The sequence below is a fragment of the Kitasatospora sp. MAA19 genome (assembly GCF_029894125.1).
GTDB lineage: Bacteria > Actinomycetota > Actinomycetes > Streptomycetales > Streptomycetaceae > Kitasatospora.
Genome location: NZ_JARXYZ010000011.1, coordinates 147,638 through 172,322, shown reverse-complemented (window position 1 = coordinate 172,322; position 24,685 = coordinate 147,638). Strand labels below are relative to the sequence as shown.

27 protein-coding genes are annotated in these 24,685 nt (G+C 72.9%); 17 read left to right on the top strand and 10 right to left on the bottom strand.

The features are described from left to right. Positions 1 to 19: 19 nt before the first annotated feature. On the bottom strand, positions 20 to 256 hold the full coding sequence (locus P3T27_RS19205; protein WP_280680068.1) for a hypothetical protein: 237 nt from the start codon (positions 254 to 256) through the stop codon (positions 20 to 22). A 202-nt stretch (positions 257 to 458) separates the two neighbouring features. Between P3T27_RS19205 and P3T27_RS19200 the strand changes: the two genes are divergently transcribed. From P3T27_RS19200 to P3T27_RS19180, 5 genes are all read left to right on the top strand, one after another. Continuing rightward, positions 459 to 1,166: an endonuclease V gene (locus P3T27_RS19200; protein WP_280680066.1), complete on the top strand. Its 708-nt coding sequence runs from the start codon at positions 459 to 461 to the stop codon at positions 1,164 to 1,166. A 97-nt stretch (positions 1,167 to 1,263) separates the two neighbouring features. Then, entirely contained in the window at positions 1,264 to 1,710 is a 447-nt protein-coding gene (locus P3T27_RS19195; protein ID WP_280680064.1) for a DUF2563 family protein, read from the top strand. 135 nt (positions 1,711 to 1,845) lie between these two features. Next, positions 1,846 to 3,201: a hypothetical protein gene (locus P3T27_RS19190; protein WP_280680062.1), complete on the top strand. Its 1,356-nt coding sequence runs from the start codon at positions 1,846 to 1,848 to the stop codon at positions 3,199 to 3,201. Positions 3,202 to 3,287: 86 nt separating this feature from the next. Beyond that, a complete protein-coding gene (gene mycP / locus P3T27_RS19185; protein WP_280680060.1) occupies positions 3,288 to 4,535 on the top strand; it encodes a type VII secretion-associated serine protease mycosin in 1,248 nt (415 codons plus the stop codon). Between the two features lie 95 nt (positions 4,536 to 4,630). After that, positions 4,631 to 5,206 (top strand): DinB family protein, encoded by a 576-nt coding sequence (locus P3T27_RS19180; RefSeq protein WP_280680055.1) that lies wholly within the window; start codon positions 4,631 to 4,633, stop codon positions 5,204 to 5,206. A gap of 5 nt (positions 5,207 to 5,211) precedes the next feature. Here P3T27_RS19180 and P3T27_RS19175 read toward each other — a convergent pair whose 3' ends face one another. Beyond that, entirely contained in the window at positions 5,212 to 5,652 is a 441-nt protein-coding gene (locus P3T27_RS19175; RefSeq protein ID WP_280680053.1) for a hypothetical protein, read from the bottom strand. A 304-nt stretch (positions 5,653 to 5,956) separates the two neighbouring features. Here P3T27_RS19175 and P3T27_RS19170 point away from each other — a divergent pair, with 304 nt between their 5' ends. Next, positions 5,957 to 7,114 carry a cation diffusion facilitator family transporter gene (locus P3T27_RS19170; protein ID WP_280680051.1) on the top strand — a complete coding sequence of 386 codons (1,158 nt, stop codon included), beginning with the start codon at positions 5,957 to 5,959 and terminating at the stop codon, positions 7,112 to 7,114. 141 nt (positions 7,115 to 7,255) lie between these two features. Here the strand turns inward: P3T27_RS19170 and P3T27_RS19165 are convergent, their stop codons facing one another. Then, positions 7,256 to 7,816 (bottom strand): hypothetical protein, encoded by a 561-nt coding sequence (locus P3T27_RS19165; protein WP_280680049.1) that lies wholly within the window; start codon positions 7,814 to 7,816, stop codon positions 7,256 to 7,258. A gap of 256 nt (positions 7,817 to 8,072) precedes the next feature. On the opposite strand from P3T27_RS19165, the gene P3T27_RS19160 reads away from it, so the two are divergent. Continuing rightward, positions 8,073 to 9,080, top strand: coding sequence for a hypothetical protein (locus P3T27_RS19160; RefSeq protein WP_280680047.1), 1,008 nt, complete (start codon positions 8,073 to 8,075; stop codon positions 9,078 to 9,080). 19 nt (positions 9,081 to 9,099) lie between these two features. Here the strand turns inward: P3T27_RS19160 and P3T27_RS19155 are convergent, their stop codons facing one another. Together P3T27_RS19155 and P3T27_RS19150 are read right to left on the bottom strand one after the other, a co-directional pair. Next, on the bottom strand, positions 9,100 to 9,690 hold the full coding sequence (locus P3T27_RS19155) for an isochorismatase family protein (RefSeq protein ID WP_280680045.1): 591 nt from the start codon (positions 9,688 to 9,690) through the stop codon (positions 9,100 to 9,102). Between the two features lie 211 nt (positions 9,691 to 9,901). Next, a complete protein-coding gene (locus P3T27_RS19150; protein WP_280680043.1) occupies positions 9,902 to 11,218 on the bottom strand; it encodes a nicotinate phosphoribosyltransferase in 1,317 nt (438 codons plus the stop codon). Between the two features lie 141 nt (positions 11,219 to 11,359). Between P3T27_RS19150 and clpS the strand changes: the two genes are divergently transcribed. The 7 genes from clpS (at position 11,360) to P3T27_RS19120 (ending at position 16,193) form a co-directional block, all read left to right on the top strand. Next, positions 11,360 to 11,653 (top strand): ATP-dependent Clp protease adapter ClpS, encoded by a 294-nt coding sequence (clpS, locus tag P3T27_RS19145; protein WP_280680041.1) that lies wholly within the window; start codon positions 11,360 to 11,362, stop codon positions 11,651 to 11,653. Between the two features lie 91 nt (positions 11,654 to 11,744). Further along, on the top strand, positions 11,745 to 12,317 hold the full coding sequence (locus P3T27_RS19140) for a DUF2017 domain-containing protein (protein WP_280680039.1): 573 nt from the start codon (positions 11,745 to 11,747) through the stop codon (positions 12,315 to 12,317). Positions 12,318 to 12,504: 187 nt separating this feature from the next. Continuing rightward, positions 12,505 to 13,947 carry an amino acid permease gene (locus P3T27_RS19135; protein WP_280680037.1) on the top strand — a complete coding sequence of 481 codons (1,443 nt, stop codon included), beginning with the start codon at positions 12,505 to 12,507 and terminating at the stop codon, positions 13,945 to 13,947. 112 nt (positions 13,948 to 14,059) lie between these two features. Further along, positions 14,060 to 14,491 (top strand): M67 family metallopeptidase, encoded by a 432-nt coding sequence (locus P3T27_RS19130; protein ID WP_280680035.1) that lies wholly within the window; start codon positions 14,060 to 14,062, stop codon positions 14,489 to 14,491. A 139-nt stretch (positions 14,492 to 14,630) separates the two neighbouring features. After that, positions 14,631 to 14,750, top strand: coding sequence for a putative leader peptide (locus tag P3T27_RS41010; RefSeq protein WP_347878546.1), 120 nt, complete (start codon positions 14,631 to 14,633; stop codon positions 14,748 to 14,750). 110 nt (positions 14,751 to 14,860) lie between these two features. Beyond that, complete coding sequence (locus tag P3T27_RS19125; protein WP_196952340.1) at positions 14,861 to 15,139, top strand: MoaD/ThiS family protein; 279 nt, start codon at positions 14,861 to 14,863, stop codon at positions 15,137 to 15,139. Between the two features lie 85 nt (positions 15,140 to 15,224). Next, the gene (locus tag P3T27_RS19120; RefSeq protein WP_280680032.1) at positions 15,225 to 16,193 is read left to right on the top strand and encodes a cysteine synthase; all 969 of its coding nucleotides are present in this window, start codon (positions 15,225 to 15,227) and stop codon (positions 16,191 to 16,193) included. 48 nt (positions 16,194 to 16,241) lie between these two features. Here P3T27_RS19120 and P3T27_RS19115 read toward each other — a convergent pair whose 3' ends face one another. Further along, positions 16,242 to 16,691: a type II toxin-antitoxin system PemK/MazF family toxin gene (locus P3T27_RS19115; protein ID WP_280680030.1), complete on the bottom strand. Its 450-nt coding sequence runs from the start codon at positions 16,689 to 16,691 to the stop codon at positions 16,242 to 16,244. 183 nt (positions 16,692 to 16,874) lie between these two features. Between P3T27_RS19115 and P3T27_RS19110 the strand changes: the two genes are divergently transcribed. The 3 genes from P3T27_RS19110 (at position 16,875) to P3T27_RS19100 (ending at position 19,577) form a co-directional block, all read left to right on the top strand. Further along, complete coding sequence (locus tag P3T27_RS19110) at positions 16,875 to 17,066, top strand: MerR family transcriptional regulator (protein ID WP_280680028.1); 192 nt, start codon at positions 16,875 to 16,877, stop codon at positions 17,064 to 17,066. A gap of 197 nt (positions 17,067 to 17,263) precedes the next feature. Continuing rightward, a complete protein-coding gene (locus P3T27_RS19105) occupies positions 17,264 to 18,010 on the top strand; it encodes an MBL fold metallo-hydrolase (RefSeq protein ID WP_280680026.1) in 747 nt (248 codons plus the stop codon). Between the two features lie 226 nt (positions 18,011 to 18,236). Then, positions 18,237 to 19,577: a hypothetical protein gene (locus tag P3T27_RS19100; protein WP_280680024.1), complete on the top strand. Its 1,341-nt coding sequence runs from the start codon at positions 18,237 to 18,239 to the stop codon at positions 19,575 to 19,577. A gap of 52 nt (positions 19,578 to 19,629) precedes the next feature. Here P3T27_RS19100 and P3T27_RS19095 read toward each other — a convergent pair whose 3' ends face one another. The 4 genes from P3T27_RS19095 to P3T27_RS19080 all read right to left on the bottom strand — a co-directional run bounded on the left by P3T27_RS19095 (position 19,630) and on the right by P3T27_RS19080 (position 24,573). Continuing rightward, complete coding sequence (locus P3T27_RS19095) at positions 19,630 to 20,178, bottom strand: aminotransferase class IV (RefSeq protein WP_280680022.1); 549 nt, start codon at positions 20,176 to 20,178, stop codon at positions 19,630 to 19,632. Positions 20,179 to 20,505: 327 nt separating this feature from the next. Next, positions 20,506 to 21,792, bottom strand: coding sequence for an LLM class flavin-dependent oxidoreductase (locus tag P3T27_RS19090; RefSeq protein WP_280680020.1), 1,287 nt, complete (start codon positions 21,790 to 21,792; stop codon positions 20,506 to 20,508). Then, the gene (locus P3T27_RS19085) at positions 21,789 to 22,841 is read right to left on the bottom strand and encodes an LLM class flavin-dependent oxidoreductase (protein ID WP_280680018.1); all 1,053 of its coding nucleotides are present in this window, start codon (positions 22,839 to 22,841) and stop codon (positions 21,789 to 21,791) included. The genes P3T27_RS19090 and P3T27_RS19085 overlap by 4 nt, the downstream gene beginning before the upstream one ends. Positions 22,842 to 23,295: 454 nt before the next feature. Beyond that, complete coding sequence (locus tag P3T27_RS19080) at positions 23,296 to 24,573, bottom strand: PTS transporter subunit EIIC (RefSeq protein ID WP_280680016.1); 1,278 nt, start codon at positions 24,571 to 24,573, stop codon at positions 23,296 to 23,298. Positions 24,574 to 24,685 lie beyond the last annotated feature (112 nt).

The following is a 24,685-nucleotide window of genomic DNA, read 5'->3' as shown; positions in this document are numbered from 1 at the left end:
CGCGACGCCCGGCGGCGGATCAGCGCTGCCGGGCGTACTCGCGCCCGGCGGGCGCCGGGGAGGCCGCCCCCGCCGCCGACCTGCCGGACGTGGCGAGCGACAACACCGTCACCAGGGTGCCGAGCGCCAGCGCGAACCCCACCAGCACCGCGACCTCCAGGACGCCCGAGGCGCCCGAGACGGCCAGCAGTGCCACCGTGGCGGCGACGACGGTGAACGAGCCGAGGCAGTACTGGGCAGCGGACGGACGCGGCATGGCGGGGGTCCTTCGCACGTCGGGGGAAACGAGCGGGAATGGTGCCGGTTCCAGGGTCCTACCCGGCAAGGGAGTTCGGTAAGTCGAGGCTAACCCGCCGGACCGGGGGCACAGGGGGCGCACAGGCTCACCCCGGGGTCGTCCGCCCCCTCGATACGGTGAACAGGACCGCGCCCGACCCGCCACACCGAGGGAACCGCCCGTGCCCATCCCCGCCGACTGGCCCACCACCGAAGCCCAGGCACTCGCCGAACAGGAACGCCTGCGCCCCCTCGTCCAGACCCACGACGACCCCGGCGACCCGGACGGCGGCCGCCTCATCGCCGGCGTCGACGTCGCCTACGACGACGAACACGACCTCGTCGCCGCCGCAGCCGTCCTCCTCGACCGCGACACCCTGACCGTCGTCGAACAGGCCACCGCCGTCGGCCGCATCCCCTTCCCCTACACCCCCGGACTGCTCGCCTTCCGCGAACTCCCCGCCGTCCTCGACGCCCTCGCCGCCCTCACCCGCACCCCCGACACCGTCGTCTGCGACGGCTACGGCCTCGCCCACCCCCGCCGCCTCGGCCTCGCCAGCCACCTCGGCGTCCTCACCGGCCTGCGCACCCTCGGCGTCGCCAAGACCCCCTTCACCTTCGACCACCGCGACCCCGACGCCCCCCGCGGCTCCACCACCCCGCTCACCGACCCCGCCACCGGCGAAGAAGTCGGCCGCGCCCTCCGCACCCGGCCCGGCGTCAAACCCGTCTACGTCTCCATCGGCCACCGCATCGGCCTCGACACCGCCGTCCGCACCACCCTCCACCTCGCCCGCGACTACCGGCTCCCCGAGACCACCCGGCACGCCGACTCCCTCTGCCGCCGCGCCCTCGCCGACGCCCTCCGGTCGGGGACGCCTGCGAACTGACCATGTACCAGGCGGGATTCGGGCCCGGTGTGTTAGACATGGACACCGGGGCCCGACCCCTGGCAGCGACTCGCGGACGCACGGGGGAGGCGCCGACGTGGCAACAGGGACCGGCACGACCGGCGGAGGCGGCCAGGGCTACCGCGTCGAGGTCGAACAACTCCGCGCCTTCGCCGCCCAGGTCCGGCTCCTGCTCGCCGAATTCCAGCACCACGCCGACGGCACCGACACCCACGGGCGCAGCGGCGTCGCCAAGACCTCCTTCGGCACCTTCGCCGAGGCCACCGAGATCCACAACCGCTACAACACCATGCGCGACGGCCTGCGCGACGTGCTCAACCAACTCCAACAGGCCGTCGACGACGCCCAGAAGAACGCCGAACTCACCGCCACCAACTACGAGGAACACGACCAGCACACCGCGAAGAAGCTCAAACTCGGCGACGACGGCTGGTCCATCGCCAACCCCTCCACAAGCAGCAAGGCCGCCTACGAGCACACCGTCACCCCGCCCACCCGCGACGGCGGCCCATCCGCCCGGTAACGCCCGTCGTCAACTCCCGGCGACCGCCGGCCGAGCCCGAACGGAGGCGAACCACCCATGGCCTACACCGACTTCACCAGATACAGCCACGCCCAACTCCGCGCGATGGCGGAGGCTCTCAACCCCGGCGAGGTCATGGCCGCCGGTGACCCCTGGCGCCGCGCCGCCGAAACCCTCAAGGCCATCCGCACCACCCTCACGCGCGCCAGCACCGAAGCCGCCGTCACCTGGGAAGGCACCACCAGCGACGCCTTCCACACCCGCATGCTCCACCTCGCCGCAGGCATCAACAACGCCGCCTCCTACGCCAACGACGCGGCCAACACCCTCCACGCCATGTCCGAGGCCATCGCCAAGGCCAAACGCGACATGCCCGAGGAACCCAGCACCTGGGAGAAGGTCAAGGACACCGTCGGCGACGGCGTCTCCTCCGTCTTCGGCGGCGACGACGACCACATCCCCGTCGCCGACCGCCGAAAAGCCGAAGCCGCCACCGTCATGCAGACCCTCGCCATGCACTACCGCATCGCCACCCCGGCCCTGAAGCCGCCGCAGAGCCTGCAGCCGCTGGCGAACTTGGGTGAGAAGCGTGACGTGCCACCGCAGGACGACCCGATCGGGTCGGCGGCGGTGGCGAGCGCGATGATGTCGGGTACCTCGCTCGGAGTCGCGGGAACATCGGGGCGTGTGACGAGCAACCCGTCGTCGCAGAGCCCGAAGTCCTCCGGATCGACGATGGCGGCCCGCTCCACGTCGAGGAGCACACCTGGACCGACCGATTCGGGAATCAAGGGTGGCACGGCGCAGGCCCCGCCGAGGCCGCAGGGTTCGGCGAACCAGGGCGCGGGCGTGGCCGGCACGCCGGTGGCCCTCCCGGGCGGGACGACGGTCGGTCCCGCCACTCCCGGAACCCAGACGTCCGGAGCGGGCGTTGTGTCGCCCGGAAGCCCTGTGGGCGGTCCCCTGGGGAGCAGTGGCGGGCAGGGGAGCACCACCCCCGCAGGCTCCACGGTGGTCGCTTCGCCGGTTGGGCCCGGTATCGGCCAGGCGAAGGTCGGCTCCGGTGGTCGGGCGCTCCCGGATGGCGTGAATCCGACGGGTGGATCCGGATCTGGTGGCGGCCGAGCTGTCGGATCCAGTGGACCGTACCCGGGCCTCGGAGCCGGGAGCCGTGGTGCTTCCGGGGCCCGGCCGGTGGGTGGGCTTTCGGGGCGGGCTGGTGGGGCTTTCGGTGAGACCGCGCGGCCGGTCGAGGGAGTGCGCGGCAAGCAGGCTTTCACGGAAGGCGGTTCCGGTCTGGGCGCCCGGAACCGGCTGAGGGGTGAACCCGGTGCGGGCGGCTCGGGTGGCATGACCCCCGGCATACCGCTCACCGGTGCGCAACGGCACAAGAAGGATCGGGAGAAGGGTGGTCGGCGGCCTGACTACCTCGTCGAGGACGAGGAGACGTGGGCGTCGGACAAGCCGGCGAATCCGAACGTGGTGGAATGAGCCCGGTCCTGAAACGGATGGGTGATCTGATCGCGTCCCGCAAGTCGGTGATCTGCGGGACGCCATGCTGAGTGGGGTGACCAGGCTTGACGAGCCACCGGTTGGCGCGTGGTACTGCGGCCCTTGCCGCCGGGGCATTGATCTGGGGGGTCGCGGCACCGACGGCGGCTGCGGATCAGATCAGGGACAAGCAGTGGGCCTTGAAGACCTTCGAGGCCGAGACGAAGGTCTGGGCGGTCAGCCAGGGCGAGGGTGTGATCGTCGGCCTGGTCGACAGTGGCGTCGACCAGGACCATCAGGACCTGACCGGGCAGGTGCTTCCGGGGGGCGATTTCTCCGGTGCGAACACGGACGGTCGTGTCGATGGCGACGGCCACGGCACCGCGATGGCGAGCCTGATCGCGGGGCATGGACACGGTCCACAGGCGGGGGTCATGGGCTTGGCCCCGAAGGCGAAGATCCTGCCGGTGAAGGTGCGGACGGACGGCGAGAATCCGGGCCTCCAGCAGAACGGACTCGCCGAGGCGATCCGGTTTGCCGTGGACCACGGGGCGAAGGTCGTCAACATGTCGCTCGGGGGAACGTCGCGGTTCGATTCCCCGGCACGGGAAGCCGTCAACTACGCGGTCTCCAAGGACGTCGTGCTGGTCGCCGCCACCGGCAACAGCGGTGACAGCCTGAGTGGTGTCCAGTACCCGGCGGCCTTCCCCGGAGTGGTGGCGGTGGCAGCGGTGGATTCGACCGGAAGTGCCTGGGATCGTTCGACGCCAGGCGCCGAGACCACACTCGCCGCGCCCGGTGTTGAGATCTACCAGGCCACGGCCAAGTCCTCGTCCAGCTACGGGATCGGCGACGGCACCTCGGACGCGACCGCCTACGTCTCCGCCACGGCCGCGCTCATCCGGGCCAAGTACCCGGCGCTCTCCGCCGGGCAGGTGATCAACCGGCTGATCAAGTCCGCTGCCGCGCCGGCTGACGGGTCGGCGGTGCCCGGTGACAAGTACGGCTACGGGATCCTCGCGCCGGCGAAGGCGTTGGAGGCGAATCCGGCCGTGGACAGCGGGCCTCGGGAGAATCCGTTGGTGGGGCGGAGGGAGTCGCAGGGGGCTCCGCCGGGGGAGGCGACGGAGCAGCCGGGCGAGCAGGCCGTCGTGCCCGAGGCGCAGGCCGACCGCGGTGGGTGGTTCGGGGTCGGGGTGGTGCTGGGGCTGGCGTTGTGGGGGGCGCTGGTCGGCGGGGTGGTGCTGGTGGTGATGTCGGTGGTGCGGGCGCGGCGGCGCAGGCGGGCGGCTGCGGGAGGCGGGCCGGGCCCGGGGTCGTCTCCGTACCGGTGAGGAGCGAGGCGCCCCGGCCGGACTGGCAGCATCTTGGCGGCGGTTGGCGCCCCTGCTGCTGGTGGGGTGGGCGGCACGGTGGCCATGCTGGGGCCATGAGTACTTCTGAGCGCGGCGAGCGCGGTGTGGACCCGGCGGACGTGATCGTCCCGGACGGCAAGGACTGGACCTGGGTGCTGGAACGCCCGTGCCCGGACTGCGGGCTGGACACCCCGGCGGTGGTCCGGGAGGACGTCGCGGGGATGGTCCGCGCCAATGCGGAGAGCTGGCTGGCCCTGCTGGCCGGGGACGGGGCGGGGCTGCGGCGGCGTCCGGCGCCGGGCGTCTGGTCGGGGCTGGAGTACGCGTGCCACGTCCGGGACGTGTTCCGGCTGTTCCACGTCCGGTTGAACCTGATGCTCGACGAGGACGGCCCGCTGTTCCCGAACTGGGATCAGGACGAGACGGCGCTCGCCGAGCGCTACGGGGAGCAGGCCCCGGCGGTGGTGGCCGGGGAGCTGGCGGAGGCAGCGGAGACCTTGGCCGCGGCCTTCGGGCGGGTTGCGGGCGAGCAGTGGGGGCGGACCGGGGGCCGCAGCGACGGGGCGCGGTTCACCGTGGAGTCGTTTGCCCGCTATCTGATCCACGACCCGGTGCACCACCTGTTCGACGTGACCGGCGAGCGGGTCTGAGGGGCTCACCAGCCGGAGGCCTCGCGCAGCATGGTGCGCCGGAGCCGGCCGGCCACGCTGGCGGTGTCGGTGCCGATGACGTCGGCGATCTCGGGGGCGGCGAGGCCGACCACGTAGTGCAGGATCGCCAGGTCGTCGTCGGCCGGGTGGTGGTCCGGGGTCGCGGGCACCTGCCGGGTGTGGTCGGCGATGGTGCCGCGCAGGATCTGCCAGGCCTGCGCGGTGGGGTTGGAGCTGCCCAGTAACTCGCGCCATTGGACGGCGATTTCGGCGAACGCCTGTTGGACGGCGGCGGCCGCGGCGCTGTGTTCGGTCAGCCACACCCGGGCGTAGCTGAGGTACCGGGGGCGGTGGAGTTCGCAGAAGGCGGCGAACTCCAGTGGTACGTCCTCCGGTTCGCCGGGCCCCGGGGGTGGCTCGGCGGACGTCGCGTGACGAATGGTCATCTCGGCTTCTCGGAAAGGGAGATGGGTTTCTGACGGTCGATCATCTGTGCTCACTCTACGGTATGCCCTCGGTGCGCTGGGTGACCAATCGGATTGAATGCCCGGAACCCGCCGCCGCTCGGCCGGTTCCGGTGTCGACCGGTGGAGCGCGATGGTGGAGCGGTGGTGGGGCGGCCGGGCGGGAGATCGGCGGGGGGAGGGCGGCGCAGTGGCGTGGGTGGCGTAGTTGCGAGCACGTCGCAGCTGGTCAGAGGGTGTAGGACGGCCATAGCCGCAAGTCGGTTGATGTGCAACCGTAGGCCTTATGGAGGCTGACGTCCACGCCCACGGCGCGAAGCCGCGCGCGCACAACCACCCGCACAACCACACCCACGATCGCGACCACGATCACGCGAACGATCACGCCCACGACCACACCCGCGATCACGACCACACCCGCGATCACGGCCACGGCCACGGCCACGACCACGGCCACGACCATGGCCACGCCCACCGGCACGGGCCCGGGCGCTCCCGTACGGCCGCCCTGCGGCATCGTCTCGCCCACGTCCTGCGCCCGCACTCGCACGATGCCGCAGACCGGGTGGACGCCGCCATGGAGGCCTCCGCCGAGGGGCTGCGCACCCTCTGGATCTCGCTCGTGGTGCTCGGCGCCACCGCGCTGCTCCAGGGGGCCATTGTGGCCCTCTCCGGCTCGGTGGCCCTGCTCGGCGACACCGTGCACAACCTCGCGGACGCGCTGACCGCCGTCCCGCTGGGGATCGCCTTCCTGCTCGGCCGCCGGGCCGCCAACCGCCGCTACACGTACGGCTACGGGCGGGCGGAGGACCTGGCGGGAGTGGCGATCGTGCTCGCCGTCGCCGCGTCGGCGGTCTTCACCGCCCTGGCGGCGGTGGACCGGCTGCTGCATCCCCGGCCGGTGGACCACCTGGCGGCGGTGGCGGCGGCCGCGCTGGTCGGCTGCCTCGGCAACGAGTGGGTGGCCCGCTACCGGATCCGCACCGGCCGCCGGATCGGTTCGGCGGCGCTGGTCGCGGACGGGGTGCACGCCCGCACCGACGGCCTGACCTCGCTGGCGGTGCTGGTCGGCGCGGCCGGGGTCGGGCTGGGCCTGCCGTGGGCGGATCCGCTGGTCGGCCTGCTGATCACGGCGGCGATCCTGGTGGTGCTGCGGGGCTCGGTGCGCGAGGTCGGCCGGCGGCTGATGGACGGGGTGGACCCGGGCCTGGTGGACGCCGCCGAGGGAGCGCTGCGCGGGGTGGACGGCGTGCGCGGGGTGGGCGCGCTGCGGATGCGGTGGATCGGGCACTCGCTGCGCGCCGAGGCGGACGTGGTGGTGGACGGTGCGCTCACCGTGGTGGCGGCGCACAGGGTGGCGGAGGCGGCGGAGCAGGCGCTGATCCGGGCGGTCCCGCGCCTGCTGGCCGCCACCGTGCACATCGACCACGCCCCGGCGGCCTGAGGCCGTCCGGCCCGAGGGTCGAAACCCGAGGACCGAAGCCGAGGACCGAAGCCCGAGAGTCGAAATCCAAGGATCGAAGCCGAGGATCGAAGCCCGAGGGTCGAAGCCCGAGGGCCGAGGCGCGGCTGGGGTGGTCCGGCGTCAGGACGTGGGGCGGGCCTCCGTCGGGGAGATCCGGTCGTCGACGGCGTTGCCTCGCTCGACCTGGGCGGGAAAGGCCTCGATGGCCCGCCGCCGGGCCAGTTGGGCGGCGGTGGCGGCTGCGGCCGAAGCCGCTGCGGCGGCCCCGGCGGCGGCCTCCTCCCGCTCGCACCGGTGCCCGCCTCCGGTCGGGTGCCCACTGGCGGAGTGCCCGCCGGGCGCGCGTCGTCGGCGGCCGAGCGCGGTGCGGGCGGCGTGTTCCTCGGCCGCCTGTCTCGCGGCCAGGTAGGCCTGGACGGCGGCCATGCCGTAGACCGGCTGGATGAGCTGGTGGCCCTTGAAGAACGGTCTGGCCGGGGCGAACCCGGCGGCGACCACGAGGTCGCGGATCTCGGCTATCTCGGCCTCGCTGCGGGCGGTGAAGCGGACCTCCCAGCCCTTCTTGTACGTATGGCCCTGTTCGCCGCTGCGGCGGGCCGGGTCCGGGCGGCGGACGTATCCGGGCAGACGGCCGAGGCGGAGCTGGGCCGCGCGGAGGCCGGCGGTCTCGTCACGTGACATGACGTAAGCCTAGGCAATTCCAGGGGCGGGATTGACGCGCGGAGGGTCCCTCGGCGTATGCCCTTGGTCACTCTGGGTCAGGCGGCCTGGTGGGCGATCGTTTTCGATCAGATACGACAACCTGACGACCGTCAATTACTCCGAATGGGTGAGGGTATGGGGACTTTAGTGCAGGCTGATCCCGGTTTCGCGACGGTTGGGTAACAGTGCGTCAGGCGGCCGGTGGCGGGTCGCGGCGGTTGGGGATGGTGTCGGCATGAGCTACCGGATTCCCACGCCGCCACCGTCCCTGGAGGAGCTGGCGAAGCGTCAACAGAACGTCGTCACCGCGAGCCAGTTGCGCGCCCGTGGTGTGCCGGCCCGGGTCATCACCGAGCACTGCCGTCGCGGCGGGCCCTGGCGGCGGCTGCTGCCCCGGGTCTACCTGCTGCAGTCCGACGGGCCGACCCCGGAGCAACGGCTGTGGGCCGCGCTGCTGTACGCGGCGCAGAACGGCCGCGAGGAGGGCCGTCGCGAGGGGGCGGTGATCACCGGTGCGGCCGCGCTCGCGCTGTACGGCTTCGCCGCGGTGCCCCGGCTGCCCGCGGTGACCGGGGTGGACGTCCTGGTGCCCCGTCAGCGTCGGCTGAAGGATGCCGGCGAGGTGCGGATCCGGCGCACCGGACGGGAGTTGGTGGCCCGGTCGGTGCACGGCCTGGCCTGCGCGCCGGTCGCCCGGGCGGTCGCGGACGCGCTGTGCGAGTGGACCGAGGAGGGGGCCGGCGTCCCGATGCCGGTGCGGGAGGTGCTGCGAGAGGCCGTCTCCCGGCCCGACAGCCGGTGCACGGTACGGGAGTTGGCGGCCGAGCTGACCGAGTCCGGGCTGACCGGCGAGCCCCGGGTGCGCGCCGCGCTGGACGAACTACTGGCCGGCGAGCGGGACTTCGTCCTGGACCGGGTCGGCGAGCTGGTGGACGAGTGCCTGCTGCCCGTCCCGCTGGCCGGCCCCGAACTGCGGATGCGCGGCGGCACGTTCATCGCCGTCCCGGACCTCTACTGGCCGGAGCGGGGCGTCGCGTTGGAGGTGGACTCGGACCTGCGCTGCGTCAGCGAGGGCGAGGCCGCCTGGGTGCGCGGCGGCCAGCACCGGATGGAGTACCTGGGGATCCGGGTGGTGTACGTCTCCGGCGCCCGGCTCGCGGCCGACCGGGACGCGGTCGGCGCCGAACTCCGCGAGGCCTTCCAGGTGGGCGGTACGGACGTGGTGGAGCTGATGGTCGACTAGAGTCCGCCCCGGCAGGACACTAGGGCCTCACCACCGGGGTGCCGACCAACTCGACCCCGGCGGCCCGCAGTTCGGCCAGCGCGGCGGCGGTGGTCTCCGGCGCGACACCGGCGGTGAGGTCGAGCAGGATGCGGGTGGTGAAGCCGGCCCGGGCGGCGTCCAGGGCGGTGGCCCGGACGCAGTGGTCGGTGGCGAGGCCGACCACGTCGATCTCGTCGACCTGCCGCTCGCGCAGCCACTCCACCGGGCCGCGGTTGTTCTCGTCCAGCCCCTCGAAGCCGCTGTACGCCGCCGAGTAGGCGCCCTTGTCGAAGACCGCCTCGACCGCGCCGGAGATGACGGCCGGGGCGAAGTTGGGGTGGAAGCCCACGCCCTCGGTGCCGGCGACACAGTGCACCGGCCAGCTGTTGACGTAGTCGGGCTCGTCGGAGAAGTGGTCGCCCGGGTCGATGTGGTGGTCGCGGGTGGCGAGGATGTGCTGGTAACCGGGGGAGGACTCGGCGATCAGGTCGGTGATGGCGGCGGCCACCTCGGCGCCGCCGGCGACGGCCAGGCTGCCGCCCTCGCAGAAGTCGTTCTGCACGTCGACGACGATCAGTGCCCGGTGCATGGCTCGCATCCTCGGATGTGGGGGGCGGCGACGGTGGCGGCCCCGAGTGGGGGAGCCCTCGGGAGTGCTCGGCCCGCTGCGGGGCTCGGGGGTTCTCGGGGAGCTCCAGGGGAACTCTACGGCTGACTTTAGGGAGTGGCGCGCGGGGGCGGAAGGCCTGGGGCGGGCCCCGGGGCCGTCCGCCGGGTCGCGTCGGTCGTCCGGGGCCGGGTCAGAGGAGGAGTTCGGTCGGCAGGACCGGGTCGCCCTTGGAGAGCTGGGTGGCCGACAGCGGCAGCGCGGCCCGGGCCCGGATGTGCCGTTCGCGGGCGGCGGTGAGCGGTTCGCGGCCGACGACCCGGCCGGCCCGCACCAGCGGCACCTGCATCAGGTGGGGTTCCAGGGCGGCGGGGACCGCCCCGGTGCCGACCACCTCGGCCTCGGCGACGCCGTCGGCGTCGGGCCGGCGGGCGGCCCACTTGCGGCCGCCGATGCTGCTCTTGCCGCCGGCCGCGCGCTTGGCCACCGGCACCAGCGGCCCGTCCTCGGCCTCGGCGCGGGCGACCAGCTTGTAGACCATCGCGCAGGTCGGGTGGCCGCTGCCGGTGACCAGGCTGGTGCCGACGCCGTAGCCGTCCACCGGGGCGGCGGCGAGCGCGGCGATGGCGTACTCGTCGAGGTCGGAGGTGACGATGATCCGGGTCTTCTCGGCGCCGAGCTCGTCCAACTGGCGGCGGACCCGGTGGGCCAGCAGGGTGAGGTCGCCGGAGTCGATCCGGACGGCGCCCAGTTCAGGGCCGGCCACCTCGACGGCGGTGCGGACGGCCTCGCGCAGGTCGAAGGTGTCGACCAGCAGCGTGGTGCCCTTGCCCATGGAGGCGATCTGCGCGCGGAAGGCGTCCCGCTCGCTGTCGTGGACCAGGGTGAAGGCGTGCGCGGCGGTGCCGGTGGTGGGGATGCCGTGGGTGAAGCCGGCCTCCAGGTCGGAGGTGGCGGCGAAGCCGGCCACGTACGCGGCCCGGGCGGCGGCGACGGCGGCGTGCTCGTGGGCGCGCCGGGCGCCCATCTCGATCACCGGGCGGCCGCCGGCGGCGGCGGTCATCCGGGAGGCGGCGGCCGCGATCGCCGAGTCGTGGTTGAGGATCGACAGGATCACCGTCTCCAGGATCACCGCCTCGGCGAAGCTGCCCTCGACGGTGAGCAGCGGCGAGCCGGGGAAGTAGATCTCGCCCTCGGGGTAGCCGTGGATGTCACCGCCGAAGCGGTAGTCGGCGAGGTAGCGCAGGGTGTCGTCGTCGACCACGCCCTGGCCCGCCAGCCAGTCGAGCTGGGCGGGGGAGAAGCGGAAGTTCTCGACGGCGTCGAGCACTCGGCCGGTGCCCGCCATGACACCGTAGCGGCGGCCGTTGGGCAGGCGGCGGGTGAACACCTCGAACACGGAGCGGCGGTGCGCGGCCCCGCTGCGCAGGGCGGCCTGCAGCATGGTGAGCTCGTAGCGGTCGGTGAGGAGCGCGGTCGAACCGGCCGCGCGCACTGAAGTGGCGTCCATGCGGATGATGCTACTACCACTTAGCGTCAGAGTGACGATTTCTCGTGGTGGGACCCGGGCCGGAATCGCCCGGGGATCCCTCGGATGGCAGCATGGGGCTGAAGAGGCGTGGACGGACTGCGCAGCGAGGAGGACCCGGCGGTGAGTGTCGCGCCCGTGGAGATCGAGCGCCCGGAGGTCGAAGGACTGCCGGTGACGGAGCCGGACACGCCCTGGGTGACCATCGTGCACAACGACCCGGTCAACCTGATGAGCTACGTCCAGTACGTCTTCCAGGCCTACTTCGGCTACCCGAAGGACAAGGCCCGGAAGCTGATGATGGACGTGCACACCAAGGGCCGGGCGGTGGTGTCCAGCGGCTCCCGTGAGGAGATGGAGCGCGACGTCCAGGCGATGCACGGCTACGGCCTGTGGGCGACGTTGCAGCACGACTGACCGCGGGTGCGACTGGCCGCGGGTACGACTGGCCGCGGGCCCGCGGAGCCAGTACCCACCCGAGACGACGAAGACGGGTTGACCGATAGACATGGCTGGGTTGTTCGAGAGTGCCGGCGGCGGCAGTGCGGCGATCGCGCTGGACGAGCTGGAGGTCTCCATCCTGCGCTCCCTGGAGGTGGGGATGGTGCAGATGATCGGGCCCGGCCCGGGCGGGGACGGCGGCGATCCGCTGGCCGCGCTGTTCGCCGAGGGCCCGACGGAGGCGCCGGCCAATCCGATGCTCGCGCGGCTCTTCCCGGACGCCTACGGCGACCCGGCCAAGCCGGAGGACCCGGAGAGCCGCGCCGCCTCGGGCGAGTTCCGCCGCTACACCGAGGTGGATCTGCGGGCCCGCAAGCGCGAGGACGCGCTGCACGTCGTCCGGATGCTCGACCGGCTCGGCGGCGAGGGCGGGGTGCTCAAGCTGGACCCGGCCGACTGCCTGCGCTGGCTGGGCGCGCTCAACGACCTGCGGCTGACCCTGGGCGTCCAGCTGGAGGTCAGCGAGGACGACGAGGAGCTCTACGAGTTGCCGGACGAGGACGACCGCAAGCCGCTGGTGATGGCGTACGTCTGGCTGGGGGCGCTCCAGGAGACGCTGCTGGAGGCGATCGCGGACTGATCCTGCCCGCTTTCGGGCAAGCCCCGGCCGTTTCGTCCAGCATGTGGACGGGCGGTCGGGGCATTTCCGGTTAAATCGGGCAAACCATATCAGGTCATGCTCAAATAACGCTCAGATGAACGCCGCTATCCGGACCCTGCGTGGTACGACTTCTGCACCCCACGAGACCCACCCAGGACGGTGCACCATGGCCGAGCAGCTGTACGACGACGTGGTCGACCCGACACCGGACGAGGAGGGCTATCACCGCGGGCTGGGCAGCCGCCAGATCCAGATGATCGCGATCGGCGGTGCCATCGGCACCGGCCTCTTCCTCGGTGCGGGCACCGCGATCTCCAGGTCCGGCCCGAGCCTGATCCTCTCCTACGCCGTCGCCGGCGTGGTGATCTTCGCGATCATGCGGGCCCTCGGCGAACTCCTCACCTACCGCCCGGTCTCCGGCAGCTTCGCCGAGTACGCGCGGGAGTTCCTGGGCCCGTTCGCCGGTTACGTGACCGGCTGGACGTACTGGCTGTTCTGGGTCGTCACCGGCATGGCGGAGACCACCGCCGCCGCCGTGTACGTGCGGTTCTGGGCGCCCGACATCCCGCAGTGGATCAGCGCGCTGACCTTCCTGGTGATCCTCTACGCGGCCAACCTGATCTCGGTGAAGCTGTTCGGCGAGATCGAGTTCTGGTTCTCCATGGTCAAGGTCACCGCCATCATCGGCATGATCCTGATCGGCGTCGGCGTCCTCACCCTGGGCTTCAGCAAGGCCGGTGACACCGCGTCGATCACCCATCTGTGGCAGAACGGAGGCTTCTTCCCCAAGGGCATCGGCGCCACCGTGATGACCCTGCAGATCGTCATGTTCGCCTACCTGGGCGTCGAACTCGTCGGCGTCACCGCGGGCGAGAGCGAGAACCCCGAGAAGACCCTGCCGCGCGCCATCAACACGCTGCCCTGGCGCATCGCGCTGTTCTACATCGGCGCCCTGGCGGTCATCCTCGCGCTCGTGCCGTGGACCGAGTTCCAGCCGGGCGTCAGCCCGTTCGTCGCCGCCTTCGGCAAGATCGGCATCCCGGCGGCGGCCGGCATCATCAACTTCGTGGTGCTCACCGCCGCGCTCTCCTCCTGCAACTCCGGGATGTACTCCACCGGCCGCATGCTGCGCGACCTCGCCCTGCGCGGCCAGGCCCCCGGGCGGCTCACCGGGCTCAACTCCCGCCGCACCCCGGCCTTCGCGATCACCGTCTCCTGCCTGCTGATGGGCGCCGGCGTGGTGCTCAACTACCTCGTCCCGGCCAAGGCGTTCGAGTACATCACCTCCGTCGCCACCGTCTGCGGCCTGTGGACCTGGGCGATGATCCTGATCTGCCAGATCCGCTACCGGAAGGCCTGGCGGTCCGGCCACCTGCCGCCGCCCACCTTCAAGGCGCCGGGCGGCGTCTGGACCAGCTGGGCCGCGCTCGCCTTCCTCGTCCTGGTCGTGGTGCTGATCGCCTTCGACGCGAGCAGCCGGATCTCGCTGTACGTCTTCCCGTGCTGGGCCGTGCTGCTGGTGGTCGGCTACCAGGTGCTCAAGCGCCGCAATCCGCAGGCCGCCCAGGCCGTCGCGCACGACCACCTGCACGCGCGCAACGGCGGCTGAACCGGCCGCGGACGCCCGGTCGCCGGCCCTCCGCGCCCAGGTGGCGGACGCCCGGTGACCGGGCCTCGGACGCCCCGGCGGACACCCGCCGGGGCGTGGCTATCCTGGCCGCATGCTGACCATCACCCGAGAACTCCGCGACCGGATCGTGGCCCACGCCCGCGCCGACCACCCGGACGAGGCCTGCGGCGTGGTCGCCGGACCGGCCGGCAGCGGACGGCCCGAGCGGTTCGTCCCGATGCTCAACGCGGCCCGCTCGCCCACCTTCTACGAGTTCGACTCGGGCGACCTGCTCAAGCTCTACCGCGAGATGGACGACCGCGACGAGGAGCCGGTGATCGTCTACCACTCGCACACCGCCACCGAGGCCTACCCCTCGCGCACCGACGTGAGCTACGCCTCCGAGCCGTTCGCCCACTACGTCCTGGTCTCCACCGCCGAGGGCGACGGGGAGGACGACCCGTACCAGTTCCGCTCGTTCCGCATCGTGGACGGCGAGATCACAGAGGAAGACGTCCAGGTCGTCGAGGCCTACCCGGCCTGACCAGCACCCACCTGGGCGCGGCCCGCCGACCGCCGTCGAGCGGTCGGCGGGCCCGTGTCGTCTCAGCCTGAGAAACGGGAACATCCGGATCCCGAGACAGGCATGGAGGAGCGGGGCGGGGAATCTATACGATGAGCCCATGCGTTCCGTCGATGTGAGCAACCAGGCCCCGGGCACCCGCCTCGTGGCGCGCCTGCACGTCGACCTGTGCCGGCTCGCCAGCGCGATCTGTCCCGGCACGCCCGCGCGCTCGCGCTGAGCCGCCCCGCCCGGGCCCGCCGCCCGCCGACGGCGCCGAGCCCCGGGACCATCCGCCCTGCCGCGCCCGTTGCGGCCCACCCACCTCACGACTCGCACAGGAGCGCACCCATGGCCATCGAGGTCCGCATCCCGACCATCCTCCGCACCTACACCGACGGCGCCAAGGCCGTCGAGGGCACCGGCAGCAACCTCGGGGAACTCTTCACCGACCTCGACGCCCGCCACCCCGGCATCGCCGCCCGCCTGGTCGAGGGCGGCGAGCTGCGCCGCTTCGTCAACGTCTACCTGAACGACGAGGACGTCCGCTTCCTGGAGGGGATCTCCACCGCCCTCGCCGACGGCGACAGCGTCACCATCCTGCCCGCCGTGGCCGGCGGCGCCCGCTGACCTCCCGCTCCCCCGCCCGCCCGTTGCGAGGAGCGGGCGGGGGAGCGCCCTTCCCCACCCTCACCGCCGACGCCGGAGGCCTCCCTTGCGTTACGACAGCCCGCTCGAAGCCGTCGGCAACACCCCACTGGTCCGCCTGCCGCGGCTGTCCGCCGCCGTCCCCGGCAACGCCGACGGCCTGGTGACCCTGTGGGCCAAGCTGGAGGACCGCAACCCCACCGGCTCCATCAAGGACCGCCCCGCGCTGCACATGATCGAGCGCGCCGAGGCCGCCGGCCGGCTCACCCCCGGCTGCACCATCTTGGAGCCCACCAGCGGCAACACCGGCATCTCGCTCGCCATGGCCGCCAAGCTCAAGGGCTACCGGATGGTCTGCGTGATGCCCGAGAACACCAGCGAGGAACGGCGCGAGCTGCTGCGCATGTGGGGCGCCGAGATCATCCCCTCCCCGGCCGCCGGCGGCTCCAACACCGCCGTCCGGATCGCCAAGGAGATCGCCGCCGAGCACCCGGACTGGGTCATGCTCTACCAGTACGGCAACCCCGACAACGCGGGCGCCCACTACGCCACCACCGGCCCCGAGATCCTCGCCGACCTGCCGACCGTCACCCACTTCGTGGCCGGCCTCGGCACCACCGGCACCCTGATGGGCGTCGGCCGCTTCCTGCGCGAGAAGGTCCCCGGCGTGCGGATCGTCGCCGCCGAACCCCGCTACGACGACCTGGTGTACGGGCTGCGCAACCTCGACGAGGGCTTCGTCCCCGAGCTGTACGACGCCGAGGTGCTCACCACCCGGTTCTCGGTCGGCTCCGCGGACGCCGTCCGCCGCACCCGCGAACTCCTCCAGCAGGAGGGGATCTTCGCGGGCGTCTCGACCGGGGCCATCCTGCACGCCGCGATCGGCGTCGGCCGCAAGGCCGCGGCGGCCGGGGAGCGCGCGGACATCGTGTTCGTGGTCGCCGACGGCGGCTGGAAGTACCTGTCCACCGGCATCTACACGGCGGAGTCCACCGAGGCGGCCGTCGAGGCGCTGCAGGGCCAGCTCTGGGCGTAGTCCCACCTGGCCCGGCTCCAACCCGGCCCGGCTCCAACCCGCCCGGTGCTAACCGGCCTTGGCCGCACGCTGGGCGCGGGCCCAGATCTGCCCGTCCACCGCGCCGGCCCGGCGGCGGAACGCCGACAGCGGCACCTCACGCAGCTCGTCGGTCTCCAGCCAGCTGGTCCGGCCCTGGCGGTCGCCCACCGAACCGGGCGGCAGCGGCAGCACGCCCGGGCGGTCGGCGTGGTGCTTGCTGGTGATCTTCGCGACGGTGGCGGTGCGGCCGTGCACCCGCAGCACCAGGCACGGGCGGTCCTTCGCCCCCGGGCCGTCCTCGAACGGCACCTCCGCCCACCAGATCTCCTGCGGCGCCGGTGCCGGACGCCCCTTCGCCGGACGCGGCCGCGGCGCGGACGGTGCCGGTGCCGGCCGGGACCGCCGGACCAGCGCCGACACGACGAAGGCCAGCAGGACGACGCCCGCCGCCGCCAGGGCCACCCAGATGCCAGTCATGCCGCCGACCGTACCGGGCCCGCGAGGTCCCTCACCACCGTGACCACCGTGGCAGTTGGGCATTTGTCCGTACCCTGCTCCCAGTTCGTCACGGAATGACCACGGAGTCCGTTCCGTGGCGGAGTGACCACCGGTGCCCGGAAAGGCTGCTCGCGAACGCCCCCACACCCCCGGAGGTCACCCGTGAGCCGCAGCACCGACCTGTGGTCCTACGCCGAGATCGCCCGCCACATCAACGTCCAGGCCGAGACCGTCCGCAACTACCGGCGGCACGGGCTACTGCCCGAGCCGGACGTCGTCGACGGCAGCGGTCACCCCCGCTGGTACCCCGGCACGATCAGGGCCTGGGCCCGCAACCGGCCCCGCCACCGCTGACCCGGCGGCACCCGAACCGACGCCCCGCCCCCGCCCCGGCGTTCTGGTGATTCCAGCCACAGCCCGGCACGGGGACGGGGGCAAAGTGCCGCTCCGCCCTTACTCTCGACACGCGAAGCAGTGCTACTGGCCGGTCGACCGGCCCGGCCTGCCGTTTTCCAGCAGCAGCCAGGACGTGTCGGGGCGGAGGGGCTCGGATGAAACTGACCGTGGTGGGGTGCTCGGGGAGCTTCCCGTCCGCCGACTCCCCCTGCTCCAGCTACCTCGTCGAGGCCGACGGCTACCGCGTCGTGCTCGACCTCGGCAACGGCGCCCTCGGCGCCCTGCAGAAGTACGTCAGCCTCTACGAGGTCGACGCCGTCCTGCTCAGCCACCTGCACGCCGACCACTGCATCGACATGTGCGCCTACTGGGTCGCCCGCAACTACCGCGCCGAGGGCTGCCCCGACCCGATGCCCGTCTACGGCCCGGACGGCACCGCCGAACGGCTCGCCCGCGCCTACGACATGCCGGAGAACCCGGGGATGAAGGAGGTCTTCGACTTCCACACCCTCACCCCCGGCGCCTTCGACCTCGGCCCGTTCCGGATCGAGGTCGCCCAGGTCAACCACCCCGTCGACGCCTTCGCCTTCCGGCTCGAACACGGCGGTCGCGCGCTGGTCTACTCCGGCGACACCGGTGAGAGCGCCGAACTCGTCGAACTCGCCCGCGACGCCGACCTGTTCCTCTGCGAGGCCGCCTACATCGACGGCCGGGACACCTACCAGGCCGTCCACCTCAACGGCCGGGAGGCCGGCGAGCACGCCGCCGCCGCCCGAGTCCGCAGGCTCGTCCTCACCCACATCCCGCCGTGGACCGACGCCGAACACAACCGCCGCGACGCCGCCGCCGTCTACGCCGGCCCCGTCGAGGTCGCCCGGGCCGGCGCGGTGTACCTGATCTGACCTGGTCGGCGGTCATTTCCGAGGTGCCGGGCGAGGTTCCGGAAAAGCTCTTGGCACCACCTGCAACCTTCCCGGCCCCCGCACGTCTATGTGAGTGAGCGGCGAGGGGAGCCGCTCGACCGGCCGGCCCGTCGGGCGCGGCCGCCATCACACCAGTCACCAGGCTTACTTCGTGCTGCCCGGCCTCGGCCTCGCCGACCCGGGAGGAAATCCAGGGGGGATTCCCATGCGACAGATCAACCGTGCCCTGCGCCAGGTCCGGGGCGTTGTTCCGGCCCTCGTCCTCACCGCCGGGCTCGTCGCCGGCGGTACCGTCACCGCAGCCCCGGCGTTCGCCGACGCCGGGCCGCTGAGCCTCACCGTCCACGCGCCGGCGATGATCGGCGCCGCGGGCGAGCCGGTCGAGTTCACCGAGACCATCGCCAACCCGGGGGACCAGGGCTTCGCCGTCGTACTGGAACTGGCGGTCGAGACCGGCATCGGGGCGCCGCAGCACGCGCTCAGCCTCGCGTACCGCAACGACTTCGCCGGCGGCAACTGGGAGGACCTGCCGCTGGAGCAGCGTACCGAGGAGGACCGGATCGTCTACACGGCCCAGGCCGGGAAGATCCTCGTCATGCCGGGCGGAGCGGACGTCCACCTGCGCCTCGGCGCGCCCATGGGCACGCCGCACGACGGTGCGAGCAACGGGGGCGTCGGCCCGGTCCTCACGCTCCGTTCGGAGGTCAAGGGATGGCGGCTGGACCACCCGGTCGACCCGCCGGTTCAGGACACCCATCGGATCGCGGTGGGCACGATCTCCAACGGCATCGCCGGAGTGCCGCGGATGGCCATCGCGGGCGGTGCGCCGATCGAGTTCGACGCGGTGCTGAAGAACCCGACCCCGTCGGCCTACGTCAACGTCGGCAACGTGCTCTTCACGGACAAGCGCGCCAAGCTGGAGATGCGCGGCGCCGACGGTGGCTGGACCGCGCTCACCCCGGTGTCCCCGGGAGCGGCGGACGAAGGAATAGTGGGCTTCCACCTGGGCGGCCGGGACTCCTCGGTCGGGCCCGACAGCACGACGACCAGGCGGGTACGGGTGAGCTACCCCGCCGACATGCCGGCGGGCATGACCCGGCTGAATCCCTGCGTCTTCGTCAACGAAGGGCTCGACCAGCCCTTCCGCGGCACCACCACGTGCTCGGACCCCGCGAACGTGCAGATCGCGGTGGACGCCGGACCGCAGGCCCCGGCCGGCACCGGTACCGCCGGCACCGACGCCGCCCCGGCCGGGCCGAAGGCGAAGAACCCGGCGCCCGCCCACGCGCCGAAGCCGGCCGCCGACGTCACCACCGCCCCGGCGACCCCGCCCGCCCCCGCTGCGGCGCCGAGCGTGACGGCCACGCCGACCGCTGCCGCACCCGCCCCGTCCGGCACCGGGGCCGCTCCGGCTCCGGCCGACCGGCTGGCCGGCACGGGCGCGGACCGGGACCGCACCGGCGTCATCGCGGGCGCTTCCGCGATGCTGCTCGGCGCCGGCACCGCCACGTTCGTCCTGCTCCGGCGCCGCCGCCGCTCCGTCTGACACCCGGCGACCACCGCCCGCTCCGCCCCGCCCGGGCGGAGCGGGCACCCGCTCAACCCACCGGGGTCAACCAGTGCCGGTAGCGCGGGTCGGCGCCCGAGACCGCGGCCTCGTACGCCTCGCGCAGGCGGGTGGTGACCGGGCCGGGGGCCGTCGGCAGCTCGCGGTCGTCGAGCGAGCGGACCGGGACGACCCCGGCCGCCGTCCCGCAGACGAACAGCTCGTCCGCCGCGTACAGGTCCGAGCGCAGCAGGCCCTCCACCCGGACCGGCAGACCGAGGCCGCGGGCCAGCGTCAGCACGGTGTCCTGGGTGATGCCCTCCAGGGCTCCCGCGCTGGTCGGCGGCGTGCGCAGCACCCCGTCGCGGGCGGCGAACACGTTCTCCCCGGTGCACTCGCCCACCGAGCCGTAGCCCGGGAACGCGAAGTGCCGCAGATAGCGGGCCCGGTGGCTGTCGGCGCGCACCAGGTCCACCGTCGCCTTGGCCAAGTCGTCCGTGCCGTACGGGAGTTCCATCCGGATCATGCGGGTGCTGCGGTCCAGTCGGCGCAGGTGCTCGGACAGTCGGAACACCGCCGGACCGTCCGCGGTGGCGAACACCCGGGTGCCCTCCAGTACCCCCCGTGCCGTGGTGCAGGCCGTGCGTGAGGACGTGCACCCGGGCCTCGTGCCAGGGCACCAGGGCGCCGTCCAACCAGATCGTCGAAGCTTCGGGAGGAGCCATGCCGCCATCCTGCGGGCCGCCGCGCCGCAGGTCAGCCCGCCGGGGACGACCGGAACCGGCCATGACCGGGAGCGGAAACGCCGTCCCGAGCCATGGACTCCGTGCGGAGCCGTCTCGCCGATCGGAAGCCCCCGACCGGGCACCGCCGCTCACAATTCCCGCCGCGCGCGAGTTGTGAGACAAGCTCTGGGCGCCGGCTGGTGTCAGCGCCGGCCGGGGAGCGGGAGGCCGAGGTGCTCGCGCAGGGTCGTCCCGCTGTAGTCGGTGCGGAACACCCCGCGTTCCTGGAGCAGCGGCACCACGCGGTCGACGAAGGTGTCGAGGCCGCCCGGGGTCAGGTGGGGGACGAGGATGAAGCCGTCCGCCGCGTCGTTCTGCACGAAGAAGTCGATCTGCTCGGCGACCGTCGCGGGGGAGCCGATGAAGGACTGTCGGCCGGTCACCTCGATGACCAGCTCACGGCTGGTGAGCTTCTTCTCGGTCGCCAGTGTCCGCCACTTGGCGGCGATGGCCAGCGGGTCGCCGATCCGGACCCGGCCCTGGGCCAGGGCGCTGCCGGGGTCGGGGTCGACGGCGGGCAGCGGGCCGTCCGGGTCGTGGTCGGACAGATCGATGCCCCAGACCTGTTCCAGGAAGGCGATCGCGGTCGGCGCCCCGACCTGGGCCCGGCGGGTCTCGGCGGCGAGTTCGGCGGCCTCGGCGTCGGTGTCGCCGAGGGTGAAGGTGACGCCGGGCATGATCTTCAGCTCGTCCGGCTTGCGGCCGTACGCGGCGAGCCGGCGTTTGACGTCCGCGTGGAAGGCCTGGCCGTCGGCGAGGGTGGAGTGCCGGCTGAAGACGACGTCGGCGGTCGCGGCGGCGAACTCCCGGCCCTCGTCGGAGTCCCCGGCCTGGATGACCACCGGGTGGCCCTGGGGTGGGCGGGGCAGCGAGAGCCGGCCCTCGACGTCGAACTGCGGGCCCTGGTGCCGGACGGTCTCCTCGCCGCCGTCCCAGAACTCCCGTGCCAACTGGACGAATTCGGCGGCCCGGGTGTAGCGGTCGGCGCGGTCGAGGTAGCCGCCGCGGCGGAAGTTCTCCCCGGTGAAGGCGTCCGAGGAGGTGACCACGTTCCAGGCCGCGCGTCCGCCGGAGAGGTGGTCCAACGAGGCGAAGCGGCGGGCCAGTTCGTACGGCTCGTTGAAGGTGGCGTTGACGGTGGCGGCCAGCCCGAGGCGGGTGGTGACGGCGGCCAGCGCGTTCAGCACGGTGATCGACTCGGGGCGGCCGACCACGTCCAGGTCGTGGATGCGGCCCTTGTTCTCGCGCAGCCGCAGGCCCTCGGCGAGGAAGAAGAAGTCGAACTTCCCGCGCTCGGCGGTTTCGGCGAGGTGGCGGAAGGAGTCGAACTCGATGTGGCTGCCGGAGGCCGGGTCGCTCCACACCGTGGTGTTGTTGACGCCCGGGAAGTGCGCGGCGAGGTGGATCTGCTTGAGCGGGCGGTCCGTCATCGGGTCACCTCGGCGAGAGCGGCGGGGCCGGCGGAGTCGGTGGCGGCGGCGGGGCCGGCGGCGTAGCGGCTGGCCGGGCGGGCCAGGCCGAGGTGGTCGCGCAGGGTGCGGCCGGCGTACCCGGCGCGGAACAGCCCCCTGGCACGCAGGATCGGGACGACCCGCTCGGCGAGTGCGGCCAGGTCGCGTCCCGGGTCGGCGGGGACGAGGTGGAAGCCGTCGACCCCGGCGCCGGTGGCGGCGAGCTCGGCGAGCAGGCGCTCGACGGCGGCGGCGTCGGGCAGGGCGGCCTCGGTCCGGGCGAGGATGCGCAGGTGCTCCCCGGCGCGCAGCCGCAGTTCGGTGGCGGCGGTCAGCCGGGCGGTGTGGTCGGGGGCGTCGAGCAGCACGACGTCCGCGTACCGGATCGCCGTCGAGACCCGGGCCCGCCCGCCGGGGGAGGCGTCCGGGGCGAGGTCGGCGGCGGTCACCGGCACCGCGACGACCGGGCGGCCCTGCGGCGGGCGCGGGGTGATGGACGGGCCGCGGACGGAGAAGTGCGCGCCCTCGAAGTCGATGTAGTGCAGCTTGTCGCGGTCGATGAACCGCCCGGTGGCGGCGTCGCGGATCTCCGCGTCGTCCTCCCAGCTGTCCCAGAGCCGGGCGGCGACCTCGGCGGCGTCGGCCGCCTCGGCCCAGAGCGCGTCGGCGGGGGCGGTCGGGCGGCGGCCGAAGGCCTTCGCCTCGGCCTCGGTCGCGGAGACGCCGACCAGCCAGCCGGCCCGGCCCCGGCTCACCCAGTCCAGGGTGTTGACCGAGATCGAGGTGTGGAACGGCTCGGTGTGGGTGGTGGTGACGGTGGGCACCAGCCCGACCCGCTCGGTCAGCGGGGCGATCCGGGCGAGGGTGGCGAGGGCGTCGGGGCGGCGCGGTTCGGGGGTGAAGGAGTCGTCGAGGGTGACGAAGTCGAGGGCGGCCCGTTCGGCGAGGCGGGCGAGGGCGGCGTAGTGCCCGGCGTCGACGTGGCCGGGGCTGTCCAGGGCGGCGGAGAGGTGCAGTGGGCGGGGCATGGAGGGGCCTGACTTTCCTCGTGCGGACGCGTGCGGGCGACGCCGGCGGACGCGCACAGGGGTGTGCGGGTGCGTGCGGCCGCGCGCGGGTGCGCGGTGACGGCCCGGAGGCGGGCGGGGCCCGCGCGGGCGGGAGGGGAGGAGCGGCGCCGGGCGGGACGTCAGCCGGGCGGCGGCGGGGGGAACGGTCGGTTCAGCCGCGACACGCCGCGGACCACACGCGACCGAAGTCGATGTGGCTGCGGGTCACCAGCGGGCACGAGGCGTTCACCGCTTCAGTTGACCAGTGCCCCCGCCGGTTCGTCAACCGCCGTTCCCGCCGCAACCGCTGTCCCCACCGACCTGGATCGGGACGCATGACGGCCCCGCCCCGGATCGGGATACGCGACGACCCCGCCCCGCCGCTGGGGGAGCAGCGGCGGGGCGGGGTCGTGGTGTGCGGACGGGCGGGGCCTCAGGCCTTGGTCACGTCCTCGATCTCGTCGTCGTCCTCGCGACCGGGGGTCTTGAGGTTGAACTTGGTGATCGCGAAGCGGAAGAGGAAGTAGTACAGCGCGGCGAAGACCAGGCCGATCGGGATGATCATCCACGGGTCGGTGGCCTTGCTCCAGGCCAGCGCGTAGTCGATCAGGCCGGCCGAGAAGGTGAAGCCGTCGTGCACGCCGAGCGCCCAGGTGACGGCCATCGAGACGGCGGTGAGCACCGCGTGGATGACGTACAGGGCCGGTGCGATGAAGACGAAGGCGAACTCGATCGGCTCGGTGACACCGGTGACGAAGGAGGTCAGGGCCAGCGACATCATCATGCCGAGGACGGCCTTGCGGCGGTGCGGCTTGGCGGCGTGGGCGATCGCCAGCGCGGCGGCGGGCAGCGCGAACATCATGATCGGGAAGAAGCCCGACATGAACTGGCCGGCGGTCGGGTCGCCGGCGAAGAAGCGCGGGATGTCGCCGTGCACGACCGTGCCGTCGGCCTTGGTGAAGTCACCGGTCTGGAACCAGGCGTAGGAGTTCACGAACTGGTGCATGCCGACCGGCAGCAGACCGCGGTTGACCAGGCCGAAGGCGCCCGCGCCGAGCGCGCCGGCACCGATCAGGGTGTCGTTCAGGCTCTTGATGGCGTCGCCGACCGGGCCCCAGGCCAGGGCGAACACCACGCCGACGGCGGTGCCGACGAAGGCCATCAGGATCGGCACCAGACGGCGGCCGTTGAAGAAGCCGAGCCAGTCGACCAGCTTGGTGCGGTGGTACTTCTGCCACAGCACGGCGGCCAGCAGACCGATCACGATGCCGCCGAGCACGCCCGGGTTCTGGTAGGTCGGGGCGACCCACTTGCCGTCGGCGATGTGGCCCTCGGTGATCGGGAACGCGGTCAGCACGTTCTTGTAGACCAGGAAGCCGACCAGGGCGGCGAGGGCGGTGGAGCCGTCCGCCTTCTTGGCGAAGCCGATCGCGATGCCCACCGCGAACAGCAGCGGGAGGTTGTCGAAGACCCCACTGCCGGCGGTGTTGAACACCGCGGCGACCTTGTCCCAGCCGAGGCCGTCCTTGCCGAACACGTCGTCCTGGCCGAGGCGCATCAGCAGACCGGCGGCGGGGAGCACGGCGATGGGCAGCTGGAGGCTGCGGCCGATCTTCTGCAGGCCCTGCAGGAGGTTCTGGCCGAACTTCTTGGCGGGGCTTGGCGTGGCCGGAGCCGTGGCGGGCGCCGGTGCCTGCGCTGACTGACTCATGGGGTGGGCTTCCTAACGGCATGGCGGTCGGGGGAGGGGCACAGGGGGCCGAACCGCGAACTGGTCTACACCACGTGTGGTGTAGACCAGTTTTGTAGCACGGGTGGAGAAG

What these genes read in the sequence shown, in the direction of transcription:
- P3T27_RS19180 (WP_280680055.1), top strand. Translation starts at nt 4,631, where the DNA reads ATGAGTACTTCTGAGCGCGGCGAGCGCGGTGTGGACCCGGCGGACGTG.
- P3T27_RS19130 (WP_280680035.1), top strand. Translation starts at nt 14,060, where the DNA reads ATGCTGACCATCACCCGAGAACTCCGCGACCGGATCGTGGCCCACGCC.
- P3T27_RS19100 (WP_280680024.1), top strand. Translation starts at nt 18,237, where the DNA reads ATGCGACAGATCAACCGTGCCCTGCGCCAGGTCCGGGGCGTTGTTCCG.
- P3T27_RS19205 (WP_280680068.1), bottom strand. Translation starts at nt 256, where the DNA reads ATGCCGCGTCCGTCCGCTGCCCAGTACTGCCTCGGCTCGTTCACCGTC.
- P3T27_RS19175 (WP_280680053.1), bottom strand. Translation starts at nt 5,652, where the DNA reads ATGACCATTCGTCACGCGACGTCCGCCGAGCCACCCCCGGGGCCCGGC.
- P3T27_RS19125 (WP_196952340.1), top strand. Translation starts at nt 14,861, where the DNA reads ATGGCCATCGAGGTCCGCATCCCGACCATCCTCCGCACCTACACCGAC.
- P3T27_RS19170 (WP_280680051.1), top strand. Translation starts at nt 5,957, where the DNA reads ATGGAGGCTGACGTCCACGCCCACGGCGCGAAGCCGCGCGCGCACAAC.
- P3T27_RS19140 (WP_280680039.1), top strand. Translation starts at nt 11,745, where the DNA reads ATGGCTGGGTTGTTCGAGAGTGCCGGCGGCGGCAGTGCGGCGATCGCG.
- P3T27_RS19115 (WP_280680030.1), bottom strand. Translation starts at nt 16,691, where the DNA reads ATGACTGGCATCTGGGTGGCCCTGGCGGCGGCGGGCGTCGTCCTGCTG.
- P3T27_RS19105 (WP_280680026.1), top strand. Translation starts at nt 17,264, where the DNA reads ATGAAACTGACCGTGGTGGGGTGCTCGGGGAGCTTCCCGTCCGCCGAC.
- P3T27_RS19135 (WP_280680037.1), top strand. Translation starts at nt 12,505, where the DNA reads ATGGCCGAGCAGCTGTACGACGACGTGGTCGACCCGACACCGGACGAG.
- P3T27_RS19160 (WP_280680047.1), top strand. Translation starts at nt 8,073, where the DNA reads ATGAGCTACCGGATTCCCACGCCGCCACCGTCCCTGGAGGAGCTGGCG.
- P3T27_RS19085 (WP_280680018.1), bottom strand. Translation starts at nt 22,841, where the DNA reads ATGCCCCGCCCACTGCACCTCTCCGCCGCCCTGGACAGCCCCGGCCAC.
- P3T27_RS19080 (WP_280680016.1), bottom strand. Translation starts at nt 24,573, where the DNA reads ATGAGTCAGTCAGCGCAGGCACCGGCGCCCGCCACGGCTCCGGCCACG.
- P3T27_RS19150 (WP_280680043.1), bottom strand. Translation starts at nt 11,218, where the DNA reads ATGGACGCCACTTCAGTGCGCGCGGCCGGTTCGACCGCGCTCCTCACC.
- P3T27_RS19165 (WP_280680049.1), bottom strand. Translation starts at nt 7,816, where the DNA reads ATGTCACGTGACGAGACCGCCGGCCTCCGCGCGGCCCAGCTCCGCCTC.
- P3T27_RS19190 (WP_280680062.1), top strand. Translation starts at nt 1,846, where the DNA reads ATGGCCGCCGGTGACCCCTGGCGCCGCGCCGCCGAAACCCTCAAGGCC.
- P3T27_RS41010 (WP_347878546.1), top strand. Translation starts at nt 14,631, where the DNA reads ATGCGTTCCGTCGATGTGAGCAACCAGGCCCCGGGCACCCGCCTCGTG.
- P3T27_RS19090 (WP_280680020.1), bottom strand. Translation starts at nt 21,792, where the DNA reads ATGACGGACCGCCCGCTCAAGCAGATCCACCTCGCCGCGCACTTCCCG.
- P3T27_RS19155 (WP_280680045.1), bottom strand. Translation starts at nt 9,690, where the DNA reads ATGCACCGGGCACTGATCGTCGTCGACGTGCAGAACGACTTCTGCGAG.